Source organism: Colwellia sp. 1_MG-2023 (assembly GCF_030546755.1).
In the GTDB taxonomy this organism is placed as follows: Bacteria; Pseudomonadota; Gammaproteobacteria; order Enterobacterales; family Alteromonadaceae; genus Thalassotalea_H.
On sequence record NZ_JAUOPE010000009.1, the window covers coordinates 109,876 to 129,627 of the forward strand.

17 protein-coding genes are annotated in these 19,752 nt (G+C 38.1%); 1 reads left to right on the forward strand and 16 read right to left on the reverse strand.

The window, feature by feature from the left end; genetic code table 11:
• Window positions 1-46 precede the first annotated feature (46 nt).
• The 16 genes from dnaE to rpsB all read right to left on the reverse strand — a co-directional run bounded on the left by dnaE (window position 47) and on the right by rpsB (window position 18,755).
• Entirely contained in the window at window positions 47-3,607 is a 3,561-nt protein-coding gene (dnaE, locus tag Q4493_RS11880; RefSeq protein WP_303452869.1) for a DNA polymerase III subunit alpha, read from the reverse strand.
• A gap of 28 nt (window positions 3,608-3,635) precedes the next feature.
• Entirely contained in the window at window positions 3,636-4,268 is a 633-nt protein-coding gene (gene rnhB, locus Q4493_RS11885) for a ribonuclease HII (RefSeq protein WP_303452870.1), read from the reverse strand.
• 6 nt (window positions 4,269-4,274) lie between these two features.
• Entirely contained in the window at window positions 4,275-5,465 is a 1,191-nt protein-coding gene (gene lpxB / locus Q4493_RS11890) for a lipid-A-disaccharide synthase (RefSeq protein WP_303452942.1), read from the reverse strand.
• A 23-nt stretch (window positions 5,466-5,488) separates the two neighbouring features.
• Window positions 5,489-6,259, reverse strand: a complete 771-nt coding sequence (gene lpxA / locus Q4493_RS11895) for an acyl-ACP--UDP-N-acetylglucosamine O-acyltransferase (protein ID WP_303452871.1) — start codon at window positions 6,257-6,259, stop codon at window positions 5,489-5,491.
• A 23-nt stretch (window positions 6,260-6,282) separates the two neighbouring features.
• On the reverse strand, window positions 6,283-6,735 hold the full coding sequence (fabZ, locus tag Q4493_RS11900; protein ID WP_303452872.1) for a 3-hydroxyacyl-ACP dehydratase FabZ: 453 nt from the start codon (window positions 6,733-6,735) through the stop codon (window positions 6,283-6,285).
• Between the two features lie 60 nt (window positions 6,736-6,795).
• On the reverse strand, window positions 6,796-7,827 hold the full coding sequence (lpxD, locus tag Q4493_RS11905; RefSeq protein ID WP_303452873.1) for a UDP-3-O-(3-hydroxymyristoyl)glucosamine N-acyltransferase: 1,032 nt from the start codon (window positions 7,825-7,827) through the stop codon (window positions 6,796-6,798).
• Between the two features lie 164 nt (window positions 7,828-7,991).
• The gene (locus Q4493_RS11910) at window positions 7,992-8,510 is read right to left on the reverse strand and encodes an OmpH family outer membrane protein (protein ID WP_303452874.1); all 519 of its coding nucleotides are present in this window, start codon (window positions 8,508-8,510) and stop codon (window positions 7,992-7,994) included.
• Window positions 8,511-8,574: 64 nt separating this feature from the next.
• Complete coding sequence (gene bamA / locus Q4493_RS11915) at window positions 8,575-11,043, reverse strand: outer membrane protein assembly factor BamA (protein WP_303452875.1); 2,469 nt, start codon at window positions 11,041-11,043, stop codon at window positions 8,575-8,577.
• A 29-nt stretch (window positions 11,044-11,072) separates the two neighbouring features.
• Window positions 11,073-12,428: a sigma E protease regulator RseP gene (rseP, locus tag Q4493_RS11920; RefSeq protein ID WP_303452876.1), complete on the reverse strand. Its 1,356-nt coding sequence runs from the start codon at window positions 12,426-12,428 to the stop codon at window positions 11,073-11,075.
• A gap of 4 nt (window positions 12,429-12,432) precedes the next feature.
• Window positions 12,433-13,662: a 1-deoxy-D-xylulose-5-phosphate reductoisomerase gene (gene ispC, locus Q4493_RS11925; protein ID WP_303452944.1), complete on the reverse strand. Its 1,230-nt coding sequence runs from the start codon at window positions 13,660-13,662 to the stop codon at window positions 12,433-12,435.
• Between the two features lie 18 nt (window positions 13,663-13,680).
• On the reverse strand, window positions 13,681-14,547 hold the full coding sequence (locus Q4493_RS11930) for a phosphatidate cytidylyltransferase (RefSeq protein WP_303452877.1): 867 nt from the start codon (window positions 14,545-14,547) through the stop codon (window positions 13,681-13,683).
• Window positions 14,548-14,587: 40 nt separating this feature from the next.
• A complete protein-coding gene (locus Q4493_RS11935) occupies window positions 14,588-15,343 on the reverse strand; it encodes an isoprenyl transferase (protein ID WP_303452878.1) in 756 nt (251 codons plus the stop codon).
• 93 nt (window positions 15,344-15,436) lie between these two features.
• Entirely contained in the window at window positions 15,437-15,994 is a 558-nt protein-coding gene (gene frr / locus Q4493_RS11940) for a ribosome recycling factor (protein ID WP_303452879.1), read from the reverse strand.
• Between the two features lie 84 nt (window positions 15,995-16,078).
• Window positions 16,079-16,819 (reverse strand): UMP kinase, encoded by a 741-nt coding sequence (pyrH, locus tag Q4493_RS11945; RefSeq protein WP_303452880.1) that lies wholly within the window; start codon window positions 16,817-16,819, stop codon window positions 16,079-16,081.
• Between the two features lie 220 nt (window positions 16,820-17,039).
• Complete coding sequence (gene tsf / locus Q4493_RS11950) at window positions 17,040-17,876, reverse strand: translation elongation factor Ts (protein ID WP_303452881.1); 837 nt, start codon at window positions 17,874-17,876, stop codon at window positions 17,040-17,042.
• Window positions 17,877-18,026: 150 nt separating this feature from the next.
• Window positions 18,027-18,755, reverse strand: a complete 729-nt coding sequence (rpsB, locus tag Q4493_RS11955; RefSeq protein WP_303452882.1) for a 30S ribosomal protein S2 — start codon at window positions 18,753-18,755, stop codon at window positions 18,027-18,029.
• A 347-nt stretch (window positions 18,756-19,102) separates the two neighbouring features.
• Between rpsB and Q4493_RS11960 the strand changes: the two genes are divergently transcribed.
• Window positions 19,103-19,711 (forward strand): hypothetical protein, encoded by a 609-nt coding sequence (locus tag Q4493_RS11960; RefSeq protein ID WP_303452883.1) that lies wholly within the window; start codon window positions 19,103-19,105, stop codon window positions 19,709-19,711.
• The last annotated feature ends 41 nt before the right edge of the window (window positions 19,712-19,752 follow it).

The following is a 19,752-nucleotide window of genomic DNA, read 5'->3' on the forward strand; positions in this document are numbered from 1 at the left end:
TATATTTTACGCTAACAATGCTAAATTTTTAAAAGCTTAGCACTATCTATTTAAATTTTAAGGCAATATTATCTTCACCCAACAAAATATTTAATTGATGCAATAAGGCATCTGCTGGGGTAACTCGCCATTGTACGCCCAATTCTAGCATAGCTTGTGCTTCATCTCTTTGATAAAAAACACGTACCGGACAAGTTCCATCTTTATAAGGCGTTAGCACTTGCGTTAATGCTTCAATAAAGTTGTCTGAAATAGCATTTCGATCAACCTGTAAATCTAACGAAGTTACATAATTTTCACGGGCATCGGCAATTGTCATGATATCTCGGCCGGTCATTGTAAGGCCTCCGGAGTAATCATCAAAGCTGACCTGTCCACTACAGACTAAAATTGCATCAGAAACGAGTAAATCTGCAAAAGTATCATAATCATCAGGGAACAACCTAACGTCCATGCGAGCACTTTTATCATCAAGCGTTACTAAGGCCCAACGACGCCCTCGTTTGTTTACTAATACTCTAACGCCAAGTACTAAACCAACCGCTGTAGCCGTTCTATCCTTGCCCGTTGGTTGCATGCCAACCAATCTGGCAGAAGCATATTTTTTAATTTCAGTTAAATAACGATTTATCGGATGACCTGTTAGATATAAACCGAGGGTTTCTTTTTCGCCATCAAGCCACACTTCTTCTTGCCACATAGGCACATCTTTAAAGGCTTGTCGTGTATCTTCTGGCTCTTCATTAATCAAGCCAAATAAATCGTCTTGCCCTAACGATTGTGCTTTAGCGTGTTGTTCAGCAGCTTTAATGGCGTCAGGTAAAGTTTCAAATAACGCCGCACGATGCGGGCCTTCTTTACCATTTGGGTTCACTTTAGGGCCTAGCGCGTCCATCGCTCCTGATTTAATTAATCGTTCTAACACGCGCTTATTGGTTTTCTTTAAATCAAGTCGCGCACAAAAATCAAATAAATCAACAAAATCACCACCGGCTTCTCGTGCAGCAATAATGGCTTCAATAGGACCTTCACCAACCCCTTTTACCGCACCAATCCCATAAACGATTTGATTATCATCATTGACAGTAAATTTATACTGACCGCTATTCACATCTGGCGGCAGTAAATCAATGCCCATGTTTTTACATTCATCAACCAAAGTGACAATTTTATCGGTATTATCCATATCGGCAGACATAACCGCCGCCATAAATGGTGCAGGATAATGCGCTTTCATCCACAATGTTTGATATGACACTAAAGCATATGCGGCTGAGTGAGATTTGTTAAAACCGTAACCTGCAAACTTTTCTACTAAATCGAAAATTTTCATTGCAAGTTCGCCATCAACACCACGATTGATAGCACCTTGTTCAAAACCCGCACGCTGCTTAGCCATTTCTTCGGGTTTTTTCTTACCCATGGCACGACGTAACATATCTGCACCGCCAAGCGTATAACCAGCGAGTACCTGAGCAATTTGCATGACTTGCTCTTGATATAAAATAATGCCGTAAGTGGGTTCTAATATGGGTTTTAAATCTTCGTGTTGCCAGGTTGAATCAGGATAACTCACCTCTTCACGACCATGTTTACGTTCGATAAAGTTATCAACCATCCCTGATTGTAATGGACCAGGGCGAAACAGTGCTACTAAGGCGATAATATCTTCAAAACAATCGGGTTTAAGCTTATCAATGAGTGACTTCATGCCACTTGATTCAAGCTGGAAAACGGCTGTAGTTTCCGATTTTAATAACAATGAAAATGACTTTTTATCATCAAGTGGAATAGAGGCAATATCGATTGGCTCTTTGCCGGCTTTTAACAGTTTGCTATCAGCCATTTCGATGGCCCATTGCAAAATAGTTAAGGTACGTAAACCTAGAAAATCGAATTTAACTAAGCCGGCATCTTCAACATCATTTTTATCAAATTGAGTAACGGGGTTTTTGCCTTCATCGTCACAATATAAAGGCGCAAAATCAGTAATTGTGGTTGGAGAAATGACCACACCACCAGCATGTTTACCGGCATTTCTGGTTGTGCCTTCAAGAATGCGGCACATATCAATTAAATCTTTTACTTCGCTGTCTTGTGCATATGCTTCAGGCAGTTTTGGCTCTGCTTCAAAAGCCTTCGCTAATGTCATACCGGGATCAGGCGGTACTAATTTTGAAATACGATCGACAAAACCATAAGGATGACCTAACACACGACCCACATCTCGAATAACCGCTTTTGCAGCCATGGTGCCAAAAGTGATGATTTGAGATACCGCATCTCGGCCATAAAGCTCGGCGGTATGATCGATAACTTCATCTCGTCGATCCATACAAAAGTCAACGTCGAAATCAGGCATTGATACCCGTTCAGGATTCAAAAAGCGTTCGAAAAGTAAGTCATATTCAAGTGGATCTAAATCGGTAATTTTTTGCGCGTAAGCAACTAAAGATCCAGCACCTGAACCACGGCCTGGGCCTACTGGAATATTATTGTCTTTACTCCATTGGATAAATTCCATTACGATCAAGAAATATCCCGGAAACCCCATATTATTGATAACATCTAATTCTATTTTTAAACGTTCATCATAAGGTTTTCTTTTTTCTGCAAAATCAGGTGAATCTTTATCAAATAAAAACTCAAGGCGCTCTTGTAAACCTTCTTCAGAAACTTTAACTAAGTAATCTTCTATCGATAAGCCTTCGGTTGGAAAGTCAGGTAAAACATATTCGCCAAGCGTGACTGTAACGTTGCAGCGTTTAGCAATTTCAATGGTGTTTTCAATAGCTTCTGGAATATCTTGAAACTGCTCAATCATTTCCTCTTCTGTGCGAAGGTATTGCTCAGGACTATATTTTTTAGGTCGGCGTTTATCATCTAAAGTGAAACCATCATGAATGGCAACTCGGATCTCATGGGCGTCAAATAAATCAGCAGAAAGAAACACTACTTCATTCGTTGCCACCACAGGTAATTGTTTATTCTGTGCAAGTTCAACCGCTAAATGCAGGTAATTTTCTTCATTTTCGCGCCCGGTTCTAATTAATTCTAAATAAAAATGATCCGGAAAGTATTGCTGATAAAAAGCGACCATTTTATTAACCAGATCATGATTACCTTTCAATAGCGCAAGACCGATATCCCCTTCTCGGCCGCCAGATAATAAAATTAAGCCTTCGGCGTATTCAATTAACCAGTTTTTGTCAATGACCGCTTTACCTTGGATATGTCCTCGTAAATACGCTTTCGACATGATTTCTGTTAAATTTTTATAGCCTTTATTATTGGTAGCTATTAGCACTAAACGGGATAATTCATCGCCAAGTTCGTCACTTTTCACCCAAAAATCACTACCAATAATTGGTTTCAAACCGGCGCCATGTGCAGCATGGTAAAACTTAACCAGACCACACATATTCGTTTGATCAGTTAATGCGATGGCTGGCATTTTATGTTCTGCCGCTTTTGCAACGATTGGCTTAACTTTATTTAGCCCATCACACATCGAAAAATCGCTGTGCACACGAAGATGAACAAACTTAGGAGCTTGCTCGATGATAGTTTCTTCGGACTCTACAGACTGGTTTTCTAATTCGGACATTTTATGATTCTACGGCGCTATATTTTTATTAGGAATTATTAGCGATAACGGCAGCTACGGGTTTAAAACTTTTTCGATAACAGTCTAACACACCAAATTCAATAATCTTCTCTAAATGTGCTTTTGTTGGGTAACCTTTATGTTGGGCAAACCCATACTGGGGATAACACTTATCTAGCGCTATCATTTCGTCATCTCGGGCAACTTTCGCGATAATCGATGCGGCACTGATCTCTGCTACTCTCGCATCGCCTTTGATCACAGACTGACTAGCAATTTGGCCATTGTCATGATGAAAACTTGGCGAACGATTACCATCAACTAACACATAATCAGGTTCTATTGATAATCCTTGTACCGCACGTTGCATCGCTAACATAGTGGCATGTAAAATATTTAAGGTATCAATTTCTTCAGGTGTTGCTCGTGCAATAGACCAAGCAAGGGCTTTTTCTTTGATTTCTGTTGATAACGCTTGGCGTTTTTTTTCTGACAGTTTCTTAGAATCCATTAAGCCATCAATAGGATTATCGGGATCGAGAATAACCGCAGCCGTTACAACATCCCCCACTAACGGCCCTCTACCTACTTCATCTACACCAGCAATGCAGTAGGCAATTGGATATTCAAAAGGTGCAAATTCAGTTTTTACTTTAGTCATTGACCGTTACTCGGTAACTTTTTGTATAACAGGAGAGAAATTTTCAGGTAGCAAGCGAATAACAGCATCAGCAGATTCTTCACTGGCATTTTGCTTTAAGCTTTGATGAATAGTCATAAAAGCTTGATCAAGGGCTGATTGATCTTGATATAACCTTTCTTTCACTAAAGGTAAGATTTTTTCAACACAAACATCTTGTTGTAATAACTCAGGAACAAGCGTTTTATTCGCTAACAAATTAGGTAATGAGAACCACTGTAGCTTGACCATTAATTTGGCAATGATATAGGTGATAACGTTAAATTTATAACAGATAATCATCGGCCGTTTTATTAATGCCGCTTCAAGAGTAACCGTTCCAGAAGCAGTTAATAAACAATCACTCGCCGCCATGACTTGTTGGGTTTTATTTATGATCACTTGGACAGGTAAATCTGGAGCAATTTCACGTTTAAGTTGATTAAACTGCGCGGCTCTTTTATCACTGATCATAGGTGCCACGAAAATCAGTGAATCATCTTCAGTAAATAATTGCTGCGCCGTTTGTAAAAAAGGGGCGACTAATCGCGATAGTTCACCACCTCGACTTCCCGGCATCAAAGCAAGTATTTTACTTTTTTGTGGAAGTGACAGTTCAGTTCTTGCAGTAGTTTTATCGGATATTAGTGGAATATCATCCGCTAACGGATGCCCAACAAACGTACAAGGTACCTTGTGCTGATCATAAAAGCTTTTTTCAAACGGTAGTAACGACAGCACCATATTCGTGGCTTTGGCTATATTGAAGATGCGTTTTTGTCGCCATGCCCAAACGCTTGGACTGACATAATGAACGGTTTTGATCCCTTGCACTTTTAATGGTAACTCTACACGTAAATTAAAATCGGGTGCATCAATACCAATAAAGACATCAGGCCGGTTGGCAGAGAAATGTTCTACAAGAGTATCTTTAACATGAAAGAGGCGTCTTAAACGTCCTAATACTTCAAAGATCCCCATCACGGAGAGCTCTTCCATATCAAACAAACTTTCAAAACCAAGTGCCAACATTTTCGGTCCGCCAATGCCAATAAACTTAGCATCAGGGAATCTTTTTAAAAGGGAGGTCATCAGACCTGCGCCTAAGGTATCACCAGAGTGTTCGCCTACAACAATGGCAAACACAGGTGATTGAGCAACAGGTGCTTTTTTTGCAATGTCTGAATTCATCATTCAGACGCTTAACGGATTATTCCGCGCTGCGAAGATGCAATGAAGTCGGTGAATAATTGCAGCTCTTGACTAGTTTCCAGCCCTTCTTTTATCTCTTTCAGTGCTGCTTCAACCGTTAAACCTTGACGATAAACTTTACGATAGGCTTGTTTAATACTGCGAATAGTTTCAGGGGTAAAGCCTCTGCGTTTTAAACCTTCAGCATTTAAGCCAAAAGGTTTTGCTGCATTACCAGAAGCCATAACGTAGGGTGGCACATCTTTTAATATCAATGAGGTAGCAGCAACAAAGCTGTGAGCTCCAATATGACAAAACTGATGTACACCAGACATACCACCTAATATTGCAAAATCACCAACATGGACATGTCCTGCGATAGAAGCATTATTGGCTAAGATACAATTATTACCCACCATACAATCATGAGCTACATGCGTGTATGCCATGAACAAATTATTATTGCCTATTTGGGTAATACCTTGATCTTGTATTGTGCCTCGGTGAATCGTACAAGATTCACGAAAAACATTATTATCACCAATAATTAATTCTGTAGGTTCACCTGCATATTTTAAATCTTGGCAATCTTCACCAATAGAAGCGAACTGAAAAATGCGATTACCTTTGCCTATTCGAGTCGGGCCGTTAATTACCACATTAGCGCTAATATGGCAGTCGTCACCTATCACCACATTTTTACTAATATATGTCCAAGGCCCGATAGTTGCATTGTTGCCAATGACCGCACCTTCTTCAATGATTGCTTGTTCATGAATCAAATGAATTTGCTCCTATAAAGCGATTACAACTTACGACGCGCGCACATTAAATCAGCTGAGCAAACAACTTTGCCATCAACTTTTGCTTCACCGTAAAATTTCCACATGCCTCGACGTTCTTTAATAAATTCAACATGTAAATGCATGGTGTCACCCGGTACAACAGGCTGTTTAAACTTGGCATTATCGATTGACGCAAATAAATACATTTCATCTTCTTCACGGCCTTCAGTAGTTTTAAAGCCGAGAACACCCGTTGCTTGCGCTAACGCTTCAAGAATTAAAACACCTGGAAAAATAGCGAGCTCAGGGAAGTGCCCCGTAAAAACAGGTTCGTTAAATGTGACATTTTTAATCGCGTGTAACCATTTACCGGCTTCGTAATCTAATACACGATCGACAAGTAACATCGGATAACGATGAGGGATTAATGTTTGAATTTCTTGTACATCAATAACGTTTTTTTGCGATTCCAAATCACTGTCCTTCTTATTGACTAAGTAGTAACGAAAGTTAACTGCGTATTCAATTTACGACTAACTTTCGCCTTTTAATTGAGATATTTCTTTTTCTAATGCTTTTATTTTTTTATTAGTGGAGTCTAGTTTACGAATTCTCGCGTTAGTTTTTTGCCACTCTTTATTAGGTTGTGCTGGTAAACCAGATGAGTATACCCCACTTTCGGTAATATTTTTAGTCACCATTGCAAAGCCAGTGAAAACACAACCATCCGTAATATTAATATGGCCATTTACGCCAACCATTCCTGCTAAAGTACAATTTTTTCCAACCACTGTACTGCCGGCAATCACACTACATGCGGCCATAGCAGTATTTTCACCAATAACGACATTATGGGCAATTTGTATTTGGTTATCTAGAATCACACCATCTTTAATAATGGTATCGTCAAGTGCACCCCGATCAATTGTGGTACTTGCGCCTATTTCAACGTTATTACCAATAATAACTGAGCCTAACTGCGGTATTTTAACCCAATTACCTTGATGATTAGCATAACCAAAACCGTCAGAGCCAATAACCGTATTCGCTTGAATTAAGCAGTTATCACCTATTTCAACGCGGTGATAAACAGAGACATTCGCCCAAAGCGAGGTTTGTTTACCTATTTTCGCCGCTTTGCCAATAAAACAACCAGCACCTATCGATACACCTTCGGCTAATTCAACATCAGATTCAATCACTGCATTTGCGCCAATTGAAACATTCGATCCTATAATTGCACTTGCATCGACTACCGCTGTTGGATGAATATTATTAGCGGTTGGTGGCGTTGTATCTAATAATTGCGCGAGTAAGGCATACCCCATATAGGGATTTTTCATCACTAAGGCATTGGTTTGACAATCAGCTAAGCAATCTTCGGTAATGATAACTGCGCTAGCTTTCGTTTGACTTAATTGCTGTTGATATTTCACATTCGACAAAAAGGCGATTTGCCCATCTTTAGCATTCAATAACGTAGCAATACTTTCAATTAAGCAATTTTCATTACCGTGAACACTAGCGCCTATTTTATCGGCGAGTTCTTTAAGTGTATAACTCATCTATAGCGTATTCTTCATTAAGGGATAGGGGCGAACTATAACTAGTTTAAGCTATTAATTATTGAAAAAGAAATAAAAAGATACGTTACCTTAGAAAAGTAACGTATCTCTATCAAATAAACTTTTAGCTTAAATAATCAACCTAACATTGAGTAGATTAATTGTTATTTAATTTTGCTTACTTGCTCAACAACTTGCTCAGTAATACTCGTATCAGGTTTTGCAAATACCACTGCTTTTTGCTCAAGAACTAAATCATAGTTACCTTTTGCTGCAATACCATCAATCGCTTGACGAACTAAAGCAACAATTTTGTTTGTTTCTTCATTTTGACGCGCGCCAGCTTTTTGCTGTAAATCTTTACCTTTAATTTGGTAGTCTTGGTAAAAAGTCGCAATTTTTTTATCTAACTCTTCAATTTCTTTTGCGCTCATCAAAGAAGAATCACGTGTTTTCTTTTCTTGATAATATTTAATATCTTTTTCAAGTTGAGCAAGTTCAGCTTTAGCATCTTTAAACTCTGCTTCTAAGCTTTGCATAACTGCAGCAGTTTGTGGGATTTTCCCCATCACTTCTTGGAAATTAACTACAGCAATTTTTTGATCCGCTGCCATTGCTGCACTTGATAATAACGCCCCTGATGCCACTGTTGCTAGCGCAATTGATTTAAATAGTTTTTTCAATTTCTTCTCCTAACTTAAAGATATTCTTTACACATTTTTAATTATATTGGGATCGATTTTCCGTTTAAAAGGTTTGACCGATATTAAAGTTAAAGAATTTGGTGTCATCACCCTCTTCTTCTTTTAGCGTCTTAGCAAAACTAAAGATCATTGGTCCCATAGGGGATAACCACTGTACCGATAAACCGGCAGAAGCACGATATCGACCTACGTCAGAATAATCATCAATTTTAGCAAATTCTTTTGGTGCTAAGTCGCGATAATCGTCCATATTAAATTCAGTGTCCCAGACATTACCCGCATCAACAAAGAAACTCGTACGAACACTATTTGAGAACCCTTCATCTAAGAATGGCGTTGGTACAATTAATTCAATACCCGCTAACGCAATTGCATTCCCCCCTACTGAACGTTGAGAGCTATTCACAACATCATGATCAGGTCCTAAACAACAACCGCCGCTGCCAAGAGCATCTGGTGTTCCAGGAATTGATGTCGGGTAACGGTAAATAGCACGAGGGCCGACAATATTGGTTTCAAAGCCACGTAAGGTGTCTGAACCACCACCGGCTCTAAAGTTTTCCCAAAATGGTAAGACTTGATCATTACCATTGATACTATCATAACCATTACCATAACCTAATTGTAAGCTTGTTTTAAAGCTCCAACCTCTCGCGATAGGGAAATACCATTTAGTATCTAAATTAATTTTAAAGTAATTGGTATCTGAATTAGGTGTCGTCATCTTATAAGATAAGCTTTGCTGCGAACCTGCCGTTGGGAAAGTACCACGGTTTAAGGTACTACGTGAAATAGCGGCAGTAATATCAAAGTTATCAAATTTTAAGCCTGCATCAGGATCATTCGGATCTGAATACAATTCATAAAAGCTTTGAATTTGCTCATAAGTTTGTAAACGAGTAATACCATTACTCTTATAACCTACGCCAAAATTCAAGCGTACATATTCATTGATAGGAAAACCAAAGTTTAAGCCAATACCATAAGTTTTATTATTATATTCAACTAAGTTTGCACTACCCGCGTCAAACTCATTGTAGAAAATAGACCCACCTAAAGAAATCGCATCAACCGTAAAGTAAGGGTCGGTATAAGACATATTAATACTACGAGAATAACTTACTGTATTAATATTTACCGCTAAGCGATTACCTGTACCTAAAAAGTTATTCTGTTGAATACCTGCATTCAAACTTAATTTAGTCGTAGAACCGTAACCAATACCCGCGGTAAAAGAACCAGAAGGCTGCTCTTTTACTGTATATTCGATATCAACTAGATCATCTTCTTCTGGTAATTGAATCGTCTCAAATTCAACTTCTTCCATATAAGGTAAACGTTGTAACCAAGCTTTTGAGCCTTCAACTAAGCTATTTGATAACCAAGCGCCTTCCATTTGTCGCATTTCACGGCGAAGTACGCGATCGGCTGTTACATGGTTACCCTTGAAATTAATACGGTTAACATAAATGCGTTTACCAGGATCAACCGAAATACTTAATTTTACTGTTTTGTCTTCTTCATTGATTTCAGGAATAGTTGTCACTTTTGGATAAGCATAACCAAATCTTCCTAAAAATTTACTGATGGTTTCTTCGGTATAAGTGACTTCTGCACCGTTATATAACTTATCAGCACGTAATGGGTTAATCGCTCTAATAGTACGTTCAAAGCCCGCCATATCACCAACAAAGTCAACTTCGCTAACCGTGTATTGTTCACCCTCAGTAACGTTTAACGTAATGTAAACCGCTTTTTTATCCGGTGTCATTGAAACTTGTGTCGAATCAACTTTATATTGTAAATAACCACGATCTAAATAGTAACTCTCGATCGTTTCCATATCACCTTGCAACGTTTGCTTTTGATAGCGATCTTGCGCCATAAAATCCCACCAAGGAGAATCAAACGTTAATTCGGCTTTATCTAATAATGTTTCATCGGAAAAAATTTCATTGCCAACAATGTTAATTTGTTGAATAGAGGCTGCATCACCTTCTGTAAAAACAAACTTAAGATTGACACGGTTACGAGGAAGATGAGTGATTTCAGCTTTTACATCAGCATTGTATTTACCAACGCTGTGATAAAAATCTTCAAGGCCTACTTCTAAGCCAGTGATAACAGTTTTATCTAAGGTTTCACCAACACGAATATCTGAACCATCAAGACTTTCAATTAACTGCTCATCTTTAAGATCACTATTACCTTCAAAGGTAATTTCACTGATAGTTTCACGTTCTCTTACTTTAAAAATTACACGCTGACCATCTCTAAAAACGGCTATATCGTTAAAGTGACCTGATTTATATAAAGCTTTAATTGACTGAGAAATACGAAAATCGTTAAGTGTATCTCCGACATTAAAAGGTATATGAGTTAATGCGGCACCTAATGCGACACGTTGGAGACCTTTAACTTGAATATCTTCTACTTGAAATTCTTCTGCAGCTTGAGCTGTTGTACCTAAAGTACCTAACAGAACCGCTAGGGCAATTTTTTTAATCATCATAAAATATAAACTTAACTACTTCTTCTTATTTATAATCGCGATAAATCGTTAAACAATGCGATACTCATTAACCCTAATAACGCTAGTGTACCAAATTTAAATCCAATTTCTTGAATTTTTTCTGGTACGGGTCTACCGGTAAAAAGCTCTATAAAGTAATAAACTAAATGCCCGCCATCAAGTACTGGCACAGGTAAAAGGTTTATTATCCCTAAATTAATACTAATTAAGGCTAAAAAGCCCAAAAAATATACCAAACCGTAACCCGCATGATCACCAGCACCTTGCGCTATTGATATCGGGCCACTTAAATTTTTCACTGAAACATCGCCTGTGATCAGCTTACCAATCATTTGAAAACTCAAGGTAATTAATTGCCATGTTTTATCTAAACTTTGAGAAAAAGCTTCAAGTGGTCCATAAGACAATTCAAACTGATACTCTTTAGGGTAAGGGTCAGACTTTGACGCTAAACCTAAATAACCAACCACTTGCTCATTTCTTTCGATACTATCTGGAATAGCCGTTAACGTATTAATTCGACCATCGCGTTCAACATCAATTACAACTTCTTGATTCGGAAATTGCTTAATTTGCTCAGAAAATTTCTGCCATTGATTATTTACAAGCACTCCGTTTACCGATACTGGCTTATCTCCAACTTTTAATCCAGCACGTTCTGCAGGGCTATCTTTGGCAATCACTACAATTTCATTGTGAACTTTTGGTCGAAAAGGCGTTAAACCAATACTTTCGATAGCGGAAGTTTTTTCCGGTGAAAACTGCCATTCTCTCGTATCAAGTTGATAACTTATTGCTGATACACTGCCTTTGTTTACCGTTTTAATCACTAAACTTGGTTCACCAATATTGGCGACTAAGGCTAAATTTACATCTTGCCAATCTCGTGTTGATTGTCCTGCAATTTCGATAATTTCACTATTCTCTGGCAGATTAGCATTTGCCGCAATCGATTGTGGTGCTACTTCACCAACAATTGGTTTTACGCTTGGCATACCTAAAAGAAACATTAAGTAAAAAGCAAAAATAGCAAAAATAAAGTTTGCTAATGGTCCCGCAGCAACGATAGCAATACGCTGATAAACAGTTTTGCAGTTAAAGGTTTTATCTTTATCTTCATCAGCAACATCGTCAACTCGCTCATCGAGCATTTTAACGTAACCACCCAAGGGGATTAAGGCAACCACAAATTCTGTGCCGTGCTTATCTGTTCTGCGCCAAATGGCTTTACCAAAACCGATTGAGAAACGTTCAACTTTAACTTTATTTCGTCGAGCCACCCAAAAGTGGCCATATTCATGCACGGTTATTAGGATACCTAATGCAATGACAAATGAAGATAAATTCCAAATAAAATCAATCACTAAACTATATTACCTTATCTTCATTTTTACGGTTTTTATCCGTTAATTGTTTGACAACTTCTTGAGCAAACTCTCTTGCAGACATATCTAAAGAAAACACTTCATCAATATTTACTACCCTTTCTGAGACAAATTTTTTCACAGAAGTTTCATTTATTTTATAAATATCGGTAAATTTAATCTGATTGTTCAAAAAGGCATCAACCGCAACTTCATTAGCCGCATTTAACGCAGTACATGCACCTTGCCCCTGCTTACAGGCTTCGATGGCAAGCTTTAAATTAGGATAACGTTCAAAATCTGGTTGCTCAAAATCAAAGGAAGGCGTATTAAAAAAATCTAATGGTTCCACACCTGCTTCAATACGTTCAGGAAAAGCCAGTGCATGAGCTATGGGGGTTCGCATATCAGGATTGCCCATTTGTGCGATAACCGAGCCATCTTTATATTGCACCATTGAATGAATGGTACTTTGGGGATGAAGTACTACTTGAATATCATCAGCTTCAACATTAAAAAGCCATTTCGCTTCAATAAACTCCAAGCCTTTATTCATCATAGTGGCAGAATCAACTGAAATTTTTCGGCCCATTTCCCAGTTCGGATGTGCACAAGCTTGATCAGGTGTAACAGCAGCTAATTCACTCAGTGCTTTGGTTCTAAAAGGTCCACCTGAACCTGTTAATAAAATTTTACTAACGCCATTATCAGTTAATTGACAGGTACCTACATTTTGCTGCGCCATACTTGGCAAACTTTGAAAAATAGCATTATGCTCACTGTCGATAGGTAATAACTCAGCGCCTGACACCTTAACCGCATCAATAAATATTTGCCCTGAAGTCACTAACGCTTCTTTATTGGCCAACAGAACTCGTTTGCCTTTTTTTACCGCAGCAAGGGTTGGCATTAAGCCCGAAGCACCTACAATAGCAGCCATTACTGTATCAACCTTGCCAGACTCGGCAATACTCGTTAAGGCATCAGCCCCCGAGAGAACTTGTATTTTTTCAAGCCCTGCAGCTAATAACCCTTGAGCTAGTTTTTCTGCCGATGCTTCACACACCATAACGGCAATTGTCGGTTGAAACTCACGACACTGTGCCAAAAGCAATTCAACATTTTTGTTGGCAGAAAGAGAATAAATAGAAAATTTTTCAGGGTGAAGTCTAACGACATCTAAGGTATTAACACCAATAGAGCCTGTCGAGCCTAAAATACAAAGATTACGCATTGTCATGAATAATAAAACCTACCAACCAAGGTATGCATAACATAACGCATAAACAGGGGCTGTAGCGGTTAAACTGTCAATTCTATCTAATATACCACCATGACCAGGTAATATAGTACCACTGTCTTTAATGCCGGCTTGGCGTTTAAACATACTTTCATTTAAATCGCCTAAAACAGAAATGGTGGTGATAACAACGGTGACGCCAAGCACTAAAATAAACTGTTGTTGCGTCCAACCTAAATTAGCACCTGCTACCGCGACTAAAATACACGCAAAAATGACTCCACCAATAAAACCTTCCATTGTTTTACCTGGGCTGACATTAGGCATTAATTTATGTTTACCAATTGATTTACCAACAAAATAAGCGCCAACATCAGCACTCCAAACCATGAGAAATAAAAACATGATCAGTTGTGCACCTTGGTAGGGGTCAACGTCATAATCATTCGCACGTAACACAACAAACGCTAACCAGGTTGGTACGAGTGTTAACCAACCGAAAACGCCACGAATAGAACGATGACTCGCCCAAAACGAACTGTAGCGAGGGTATAAAAACGTTAAAGCTGCTGATAACAGCCACCATGCTACGGCTAGCCATAAAATAGATTGAATCGTTACTTGAAGCTGAGCTTGCTCGTTCCAAAATGACATTAAGGGAAAGTAATACCATATACCACTGATCAAAATAATAGTGGTAAGCACAAACGCTATCCGACGGCGTTTATTTTCAAAGCCCATTAATGGCCCCCATTCCCATGCCCCAATTGCCATTACGGCGGCAATAAAGATAGAAAAGTTTTCAAGCGACATATAAAAAATTGCCGCAATAGCCAATGGGGCTAATAATAATGCTGTAATAATACGTTGTTTTAACAAACGAAACCCTTTTATAAATTTTAGTTATTAGATTTTATTTTTATTTTTGCTCTTTTACTTGCTCGCCTGTTTGACCAAAACGTCTTTCTCGTTGGTCAAAACAGCCCATCGCTTTCAGAAATTCTTCTTCTTTAAAGTCAGGCCATAATACTTCGGTAAAGTAAAACTCGGCATAAGCCGCTTGCCAAAGTAAAAAATTGCTAATGCGGTAATCACCACCCGTTCTGATCAATAAATCAAGCTCAGGTAACCCCGCTAAACTTGTGTGTTGATCAAATGATTGCTCAGTAATATCATCAACTGACAATTCGCCTTCGCTTACTTTTTGTGCAAGTTGCTTAGCTGCATGGGTAATATCCCAACGGCCACCATAGTTAGCAGCGATAGACAGTACCATATCATTGTTGTTTTTTGTTAATTTTTCTGCGTCGTTAATTTTTTTAATCAGCTTATCGGAAAATCGACTGATATCACCAATCACTTGAAATCGAATATTGTTTTTATGTAGTTTTTTGACTTCACGAGTCAAGACAAACATAAAAAGATCCATTAAAACACTGACTTCTTGCTCTGGTCTTTGCCAATTTTCGCTGCTAAACGCAAACAAAGTTAAAGCTTTTACACCTTGCTTTCTTGCGGTAGAAACTACAGCTCTAACAGATTCAACACCATTTTTATGACCCACTACGCGTGTCTTGCCGCGTTGTTGTGCCCAACGCCCATTACCATCCATAATAATGGCAACATGTTGTGGAATAACTGTGTTATTCGTTTCTTTTAGTTGTTGCTCAATCACGTAAACTCCACTCAACAATCTCTATTTTTGTGTGAAATAAAAACGTCGTATTAATGTTGAACTTAATACGACGTTATCAAATGATGTGGAGAATTAAATTTCCATTAATTCAGCTTCTTTATCCGCTAAAATAGCATCAACTTGTTTGATATAAGTATCGGTGATCTTTTGAATTTCATCTTCTACTTGATGCATTTCATCATCACTGATTTCTTTTTCTTTATTCAATGACTTCACATCTGAATTCGCGTCACGACGAATATTACGAATGGCAATTTTACTGTTTTCGCCTTCACCTTTTACCACTTTCACTAAATCGCGACGACGCTCTTCCGTCAATGGAGGTAAAGGAATACGAATCAATGTACCTTGCGACATAGGGTTTAATCCTAAATCAGAAGACATAATGGCTTTTTCTACCGCACTAATCATCGATTTATCAAACACGGTTACAGCAATTGTACGAGCATCAGGAATAGATATGTTGCCCACTTGGTTTAACGGAGTATCAGAGCCGTAATATTCAATGGTAATATTATCAAGTAATGACGCATGCGCTCGACCCGTTCTTACTTTATTTAAATTGGTTTTAAACGCTTCAATACTTTTACCCATTCTTTCTTGAGCATCTTGTTTTATTTCATTTAACACTTTGATAATCCTTAAAACTAATTACTTAAAAATATTAGGAACTGTTGACCATTCAGTTTAACTAAAATGAAAAGTCTTCATTCCTTAATCTAAATTTTTAGCATGATCGATGATTGTGCCTTCATCTTCACCCATAATAACGGCTTTTAAAGCACCAGGCTTATTCATATTAAAAACACGAATCGGCATATTGTGATCACGTGCTAAAGTAAAGGCTGCTAAGTCCATTACTTTCAATTCTTTTTCTAACACTTCTTGATAAGTTAGATGACTGTATAATTCCGCGCTTGGGTCTTTTACTGGATCTGCTGAATAAATGCCATCAACTTTTGTCGCTTTTAAAACAACATCAGCTTCAATTTCAATGCCACGTAAACAAGCGGCAGAGTCGGTAGTAAAAAACGGGTTACCCGTACCGGCGCTGAAAATTACGACACGACCAGATTTTAATAAACTGATACCTTCAGCCCAGTTATATCTATCACAAACGCCAGCTAAATCAATGGCCGACATTAAACGAGCATTCACAAAAGCACGATGTAATGCATCACGCATAGCCAAGCCATTCATCACAGTAGCTAACATGCCCATTTGGTCACCAACCACTCGGTTCATGCCCGCTTCAGCAAGTCCTGCACCTCTGAATAAGTTACCACCACCTATCACTAAACCAACTTGAATACCCATTTCAATAAGCTCTTTAATTTCTTGAGCCATACGGTCTAAGATTTTCGGATCGATACCGAAACCTTCATCACCCATCAGGGCTTCACCACTAAGTTTTAAAAGAATTCGACGATAAGTAGGTTTTGGGTTGATGCTCATAGAGTATACATTCCTGATCTGAATTATAGATATAAAAAAGCCGCGGTCGAAATTAACCGCGGCTATTTTAATACGTTTATCGCACTATCGAAAGTCAAAAGTGCAAAAACTCGCTTTTATTATTCTTTACCAACAAAAAACGCCTACTTAGTAGACGTTTTTTATTCAAGATGTACGGTGCAATATTATTGATACTGCTCGCAAATCAAATAAGAAAGGCTTAAGCTTTAGCAGCTGCAATTTGCGCTTCTACTTCAGCAGCAAAATCTTCTTCTTTCTTCTCGATACCTTCACCAACTTCTAAACGAACGAAGCTAGAAACAGTTACGCCTTTCTCTTTTAATACATCACCAACAGTACGCTTAGGTTCCATAATGAAAGCTTGACCCGTTAAAGAAACTTCACCTGTGAATTTCTTCATACGACCAGTAACCATTTTCTCAGCGATTTCAGCAGGTTTACCTTCATTCATCGCCATTTCAATTTGGATACGCTTTTCATTAGCAACAACATCAGCAGGTACGTCATCTGGCGTTAAAAATTCTGGCTTGCTTGCAGCAACGTGCATTGCAATGTGCTTAAGTGACTCAGCATCACCTTCACCAGCAACAACCACACCGATAGTAGCACCGTGTTTGTATGAAGCTAAAGTAGTACCTTCAACATAAGCTACACGACGAACATTGATGTTTTCACCAATTTTTGTCACTAACGCAATACGCTCTTCTTCGAACTGTGCTTGAAGTTCTTCGATTGTTGCTTTTGAAGCAGCTGCAGCATCAGCAACTTTGTTAGCAAACGCTAAAAAGTTAGCATCTTTTGCTACGAAGTCTGTTTGACAGTTAACTTCAACTAATGCGCCATCTTTAATGATGATTTGACCTTCAGCAGCGATGTTACCTGCTTTTTTAGCCGCTTTCGCTTGGCCAGACTTACGCATGTTTTCAATCGCAAGTTCCATATCGCCGTCAGCTTCTTGTAATGCTTTTTTACAATCCATCATGCCCGCAGCTGTGCGTTCACGAAGTTCTTTAACCATTGCAGCAGTAATTGCCATGAGTTAATTCCTCAATTCTGTTACCCCTAATCTTTTATTTAAAAAGTTTAGGCATAAGTATTAAATAAGTTGCCACAAAAGCAGAAAGCGAAAAACGCGTGCTTAAGTGGCAAATGCAAAATAAAACGATGTTTTACGTATTAACTGAAATTATTCAGCTTCAACAAAACCGTCTTTTTCAGCTTGTACAACGATGTCTTTTTCACGACCTTCGATTACAGCATTTGCTGCAGAGTCAGTGTATAAAGTAATTGCGCGGATCGCATCATCATTACCAGGAACGATGTAATCAACACCATCTGGGTTTGAGTTTGTATCAACTACAGATATTACTGGAATACCTAAGTTGTTAGCTTCTTTAATAGAAATGTGCTCGTGATCAGCATCAATGATAAATAAAGCATCAGGTAAACCACCCATGTTTTTAATACCACCAAGACTTTTATCAAGCTTTTCCATTTCGCGAGTACGCATTAACGCTTCTTTTTTAGTAAGCGCTTCAAAAGTACCGTCAGAGCTTTGAGCTTCTAAATCTTTTAAACGTTTGATTGATTGACGAACTGTTTTCCAGTTAGTCAACATACCACCTAACCAACGGTGATTAACGTAGAATTGATCACATTTGATTGCAGCATCTTTGATTGCGTCGCTAGCAGCACGTTTAGTACCTACGAATAAAACTTTACCTTTTTTAGATGAAACACCTGATAAAAAGGCTAAAGCATCATTAAACATAGGAACAGTTTGCTCTAAGTTAATGATATGAACTTTGTCACGAGCACCAAAAATGTAAGTTTTCATTTTTGGATTCCAGTAACGAGTTTTGTGACCGAAGTGAACACCTGCTTTAAGCATGTCGCGCATTGAAACGTTTGGCATAATATTTTCCTTTGGGGTTAAGCGTTCATATACCCAATATATTCGACCCAAAGCACTGTAATATAACAGTAAACCAGAGCACCCCGATATATCTTCTACAGGTATATGTGAATTTATAGTACGTACCAATATTTGGCACAGTTAGTCGTTCAACTTAAGCAGCGAAATAAATAATTCTTTAAAATAAGAAATATAGATCCCTCTAACTTAAATTTAGCGGCGCACTTTATATCATAAAGCACAAGAATTAACCACAGTTTTTACTAAAATTTTGAAATATAAGGCTAGGTTTATTGCGAGAGAGGCGTTAAAATTCACTGGTCTTTTATTTTTACAGGTTTATATATATGTCTAGTGAGTTATTTTTCATTTACGATTCTCATTGTCCGTGGAGTTATGCGGCTACGCCTTTAGTGAAAAATATCGCATCTGCTTATCCTAAAATGCCTATTCATTTAATGCACTGCGCTTACTATGATGGTGACAATAAAGTAGATTTATCAACCGTAAAGGCAGTAAAAGAATTAAGCGGCGTTCCTTTTGGGCAAGATTATCTAAACTCTTTATCTGATAATAAAGATTCTACATTAGCCGCTAATTTATTAACTTGGGTTCAACATAAATCAAATAAGCACGCTTTAGATTTATTGATAGCAATGCAAAAAGCCCATTTTGAATCAGCAAACGATTTAACTGACAAAGATGATGTGCAACCACTGATAGATAGTTTAAAACTTTCACCACCAGCAAAAGCACTAAAAATTGAAAAACTCACCAAAGACGCTGAGTTTACTTTTCATGATATTAGTGAATTACAAGAAGTCATAGGAACGAATGCAATTCCAGCTTTGTTATTAGCCCATAATGACACGTTAATTTTGCTTAACCACAATTTATATTTAGAAAACCCTGAAAAAATTGTCGAAGCCATTAATACTGAACTTAAGTCACACTAAATAATTAGCATGGCTTAAGCTCAGCCATTCACTCATTGTCT

Excerpts from the sequence above, each read along its gene's own strand:
- dnaE (WP_303452869.1), bottom strand. The coding sequence starts at position 3,607 with ATGTCCGAATTAGAAAACCAGTCTGTAGAGTCCGAAGAAACTATCATC.
- ispC (WP_303452944.1), bottom strand. The coding sequence starts at position 13,662 with ATGCGTAATCTTTGTATTTTAGGCTCGACAGGCTCTATTGGTGTTAAT.
- bamA (WP_303452875.1), bottom strand. The coding sequence starts at position 11,043 with ATGATGATTAAAAAAATTGCCCTAGCGGTTCTGTTAGGTACTTTAGGT.
- Q4493_RS11960 (WP_303452883.1), top strand. The coding sequence starts at position 19,103 with ATGTCTAGTGAGTTATTTTTCATTTACGATTCTCATTGTCCGTGGAGT.
- lpxD (WP_303452873.1), bottom strand. The coding sequence starts at position 7,827 with ATGAGTTATACACTTAAAGAACTCGCCGATAAAATAGGCGCTAGTGTT.
- pyrH (WP_303452880.1), bottom strand. The coding sequence starts at position 16,819 with ATGAGCATCAACCCAAAACCTACTTATCGTCGAATTCTTTTAAAACTT.
- tsf (WP_303452881.1), bottom strand. The coding sequence starts at position 17,876 with ATGGCAATTACTGCTGCAATGGTTAAAGAACTTCGTGAACGCACAGCT.
- rnhB (WP_303452870.1), bottom strand. The coding sequence starts at position 4,268 with ATGACTAAAGTAAAAACTGAATTTGCACCTTTTGAATATCCAATTGCC.
- rpsB (WP_303452882.1), bottom strand. The coding sequence starts at position 18,755 with ATGCCAAACGTTTCAATGCGCGACATGCTTAAAGCAGGTGTTCACTTC.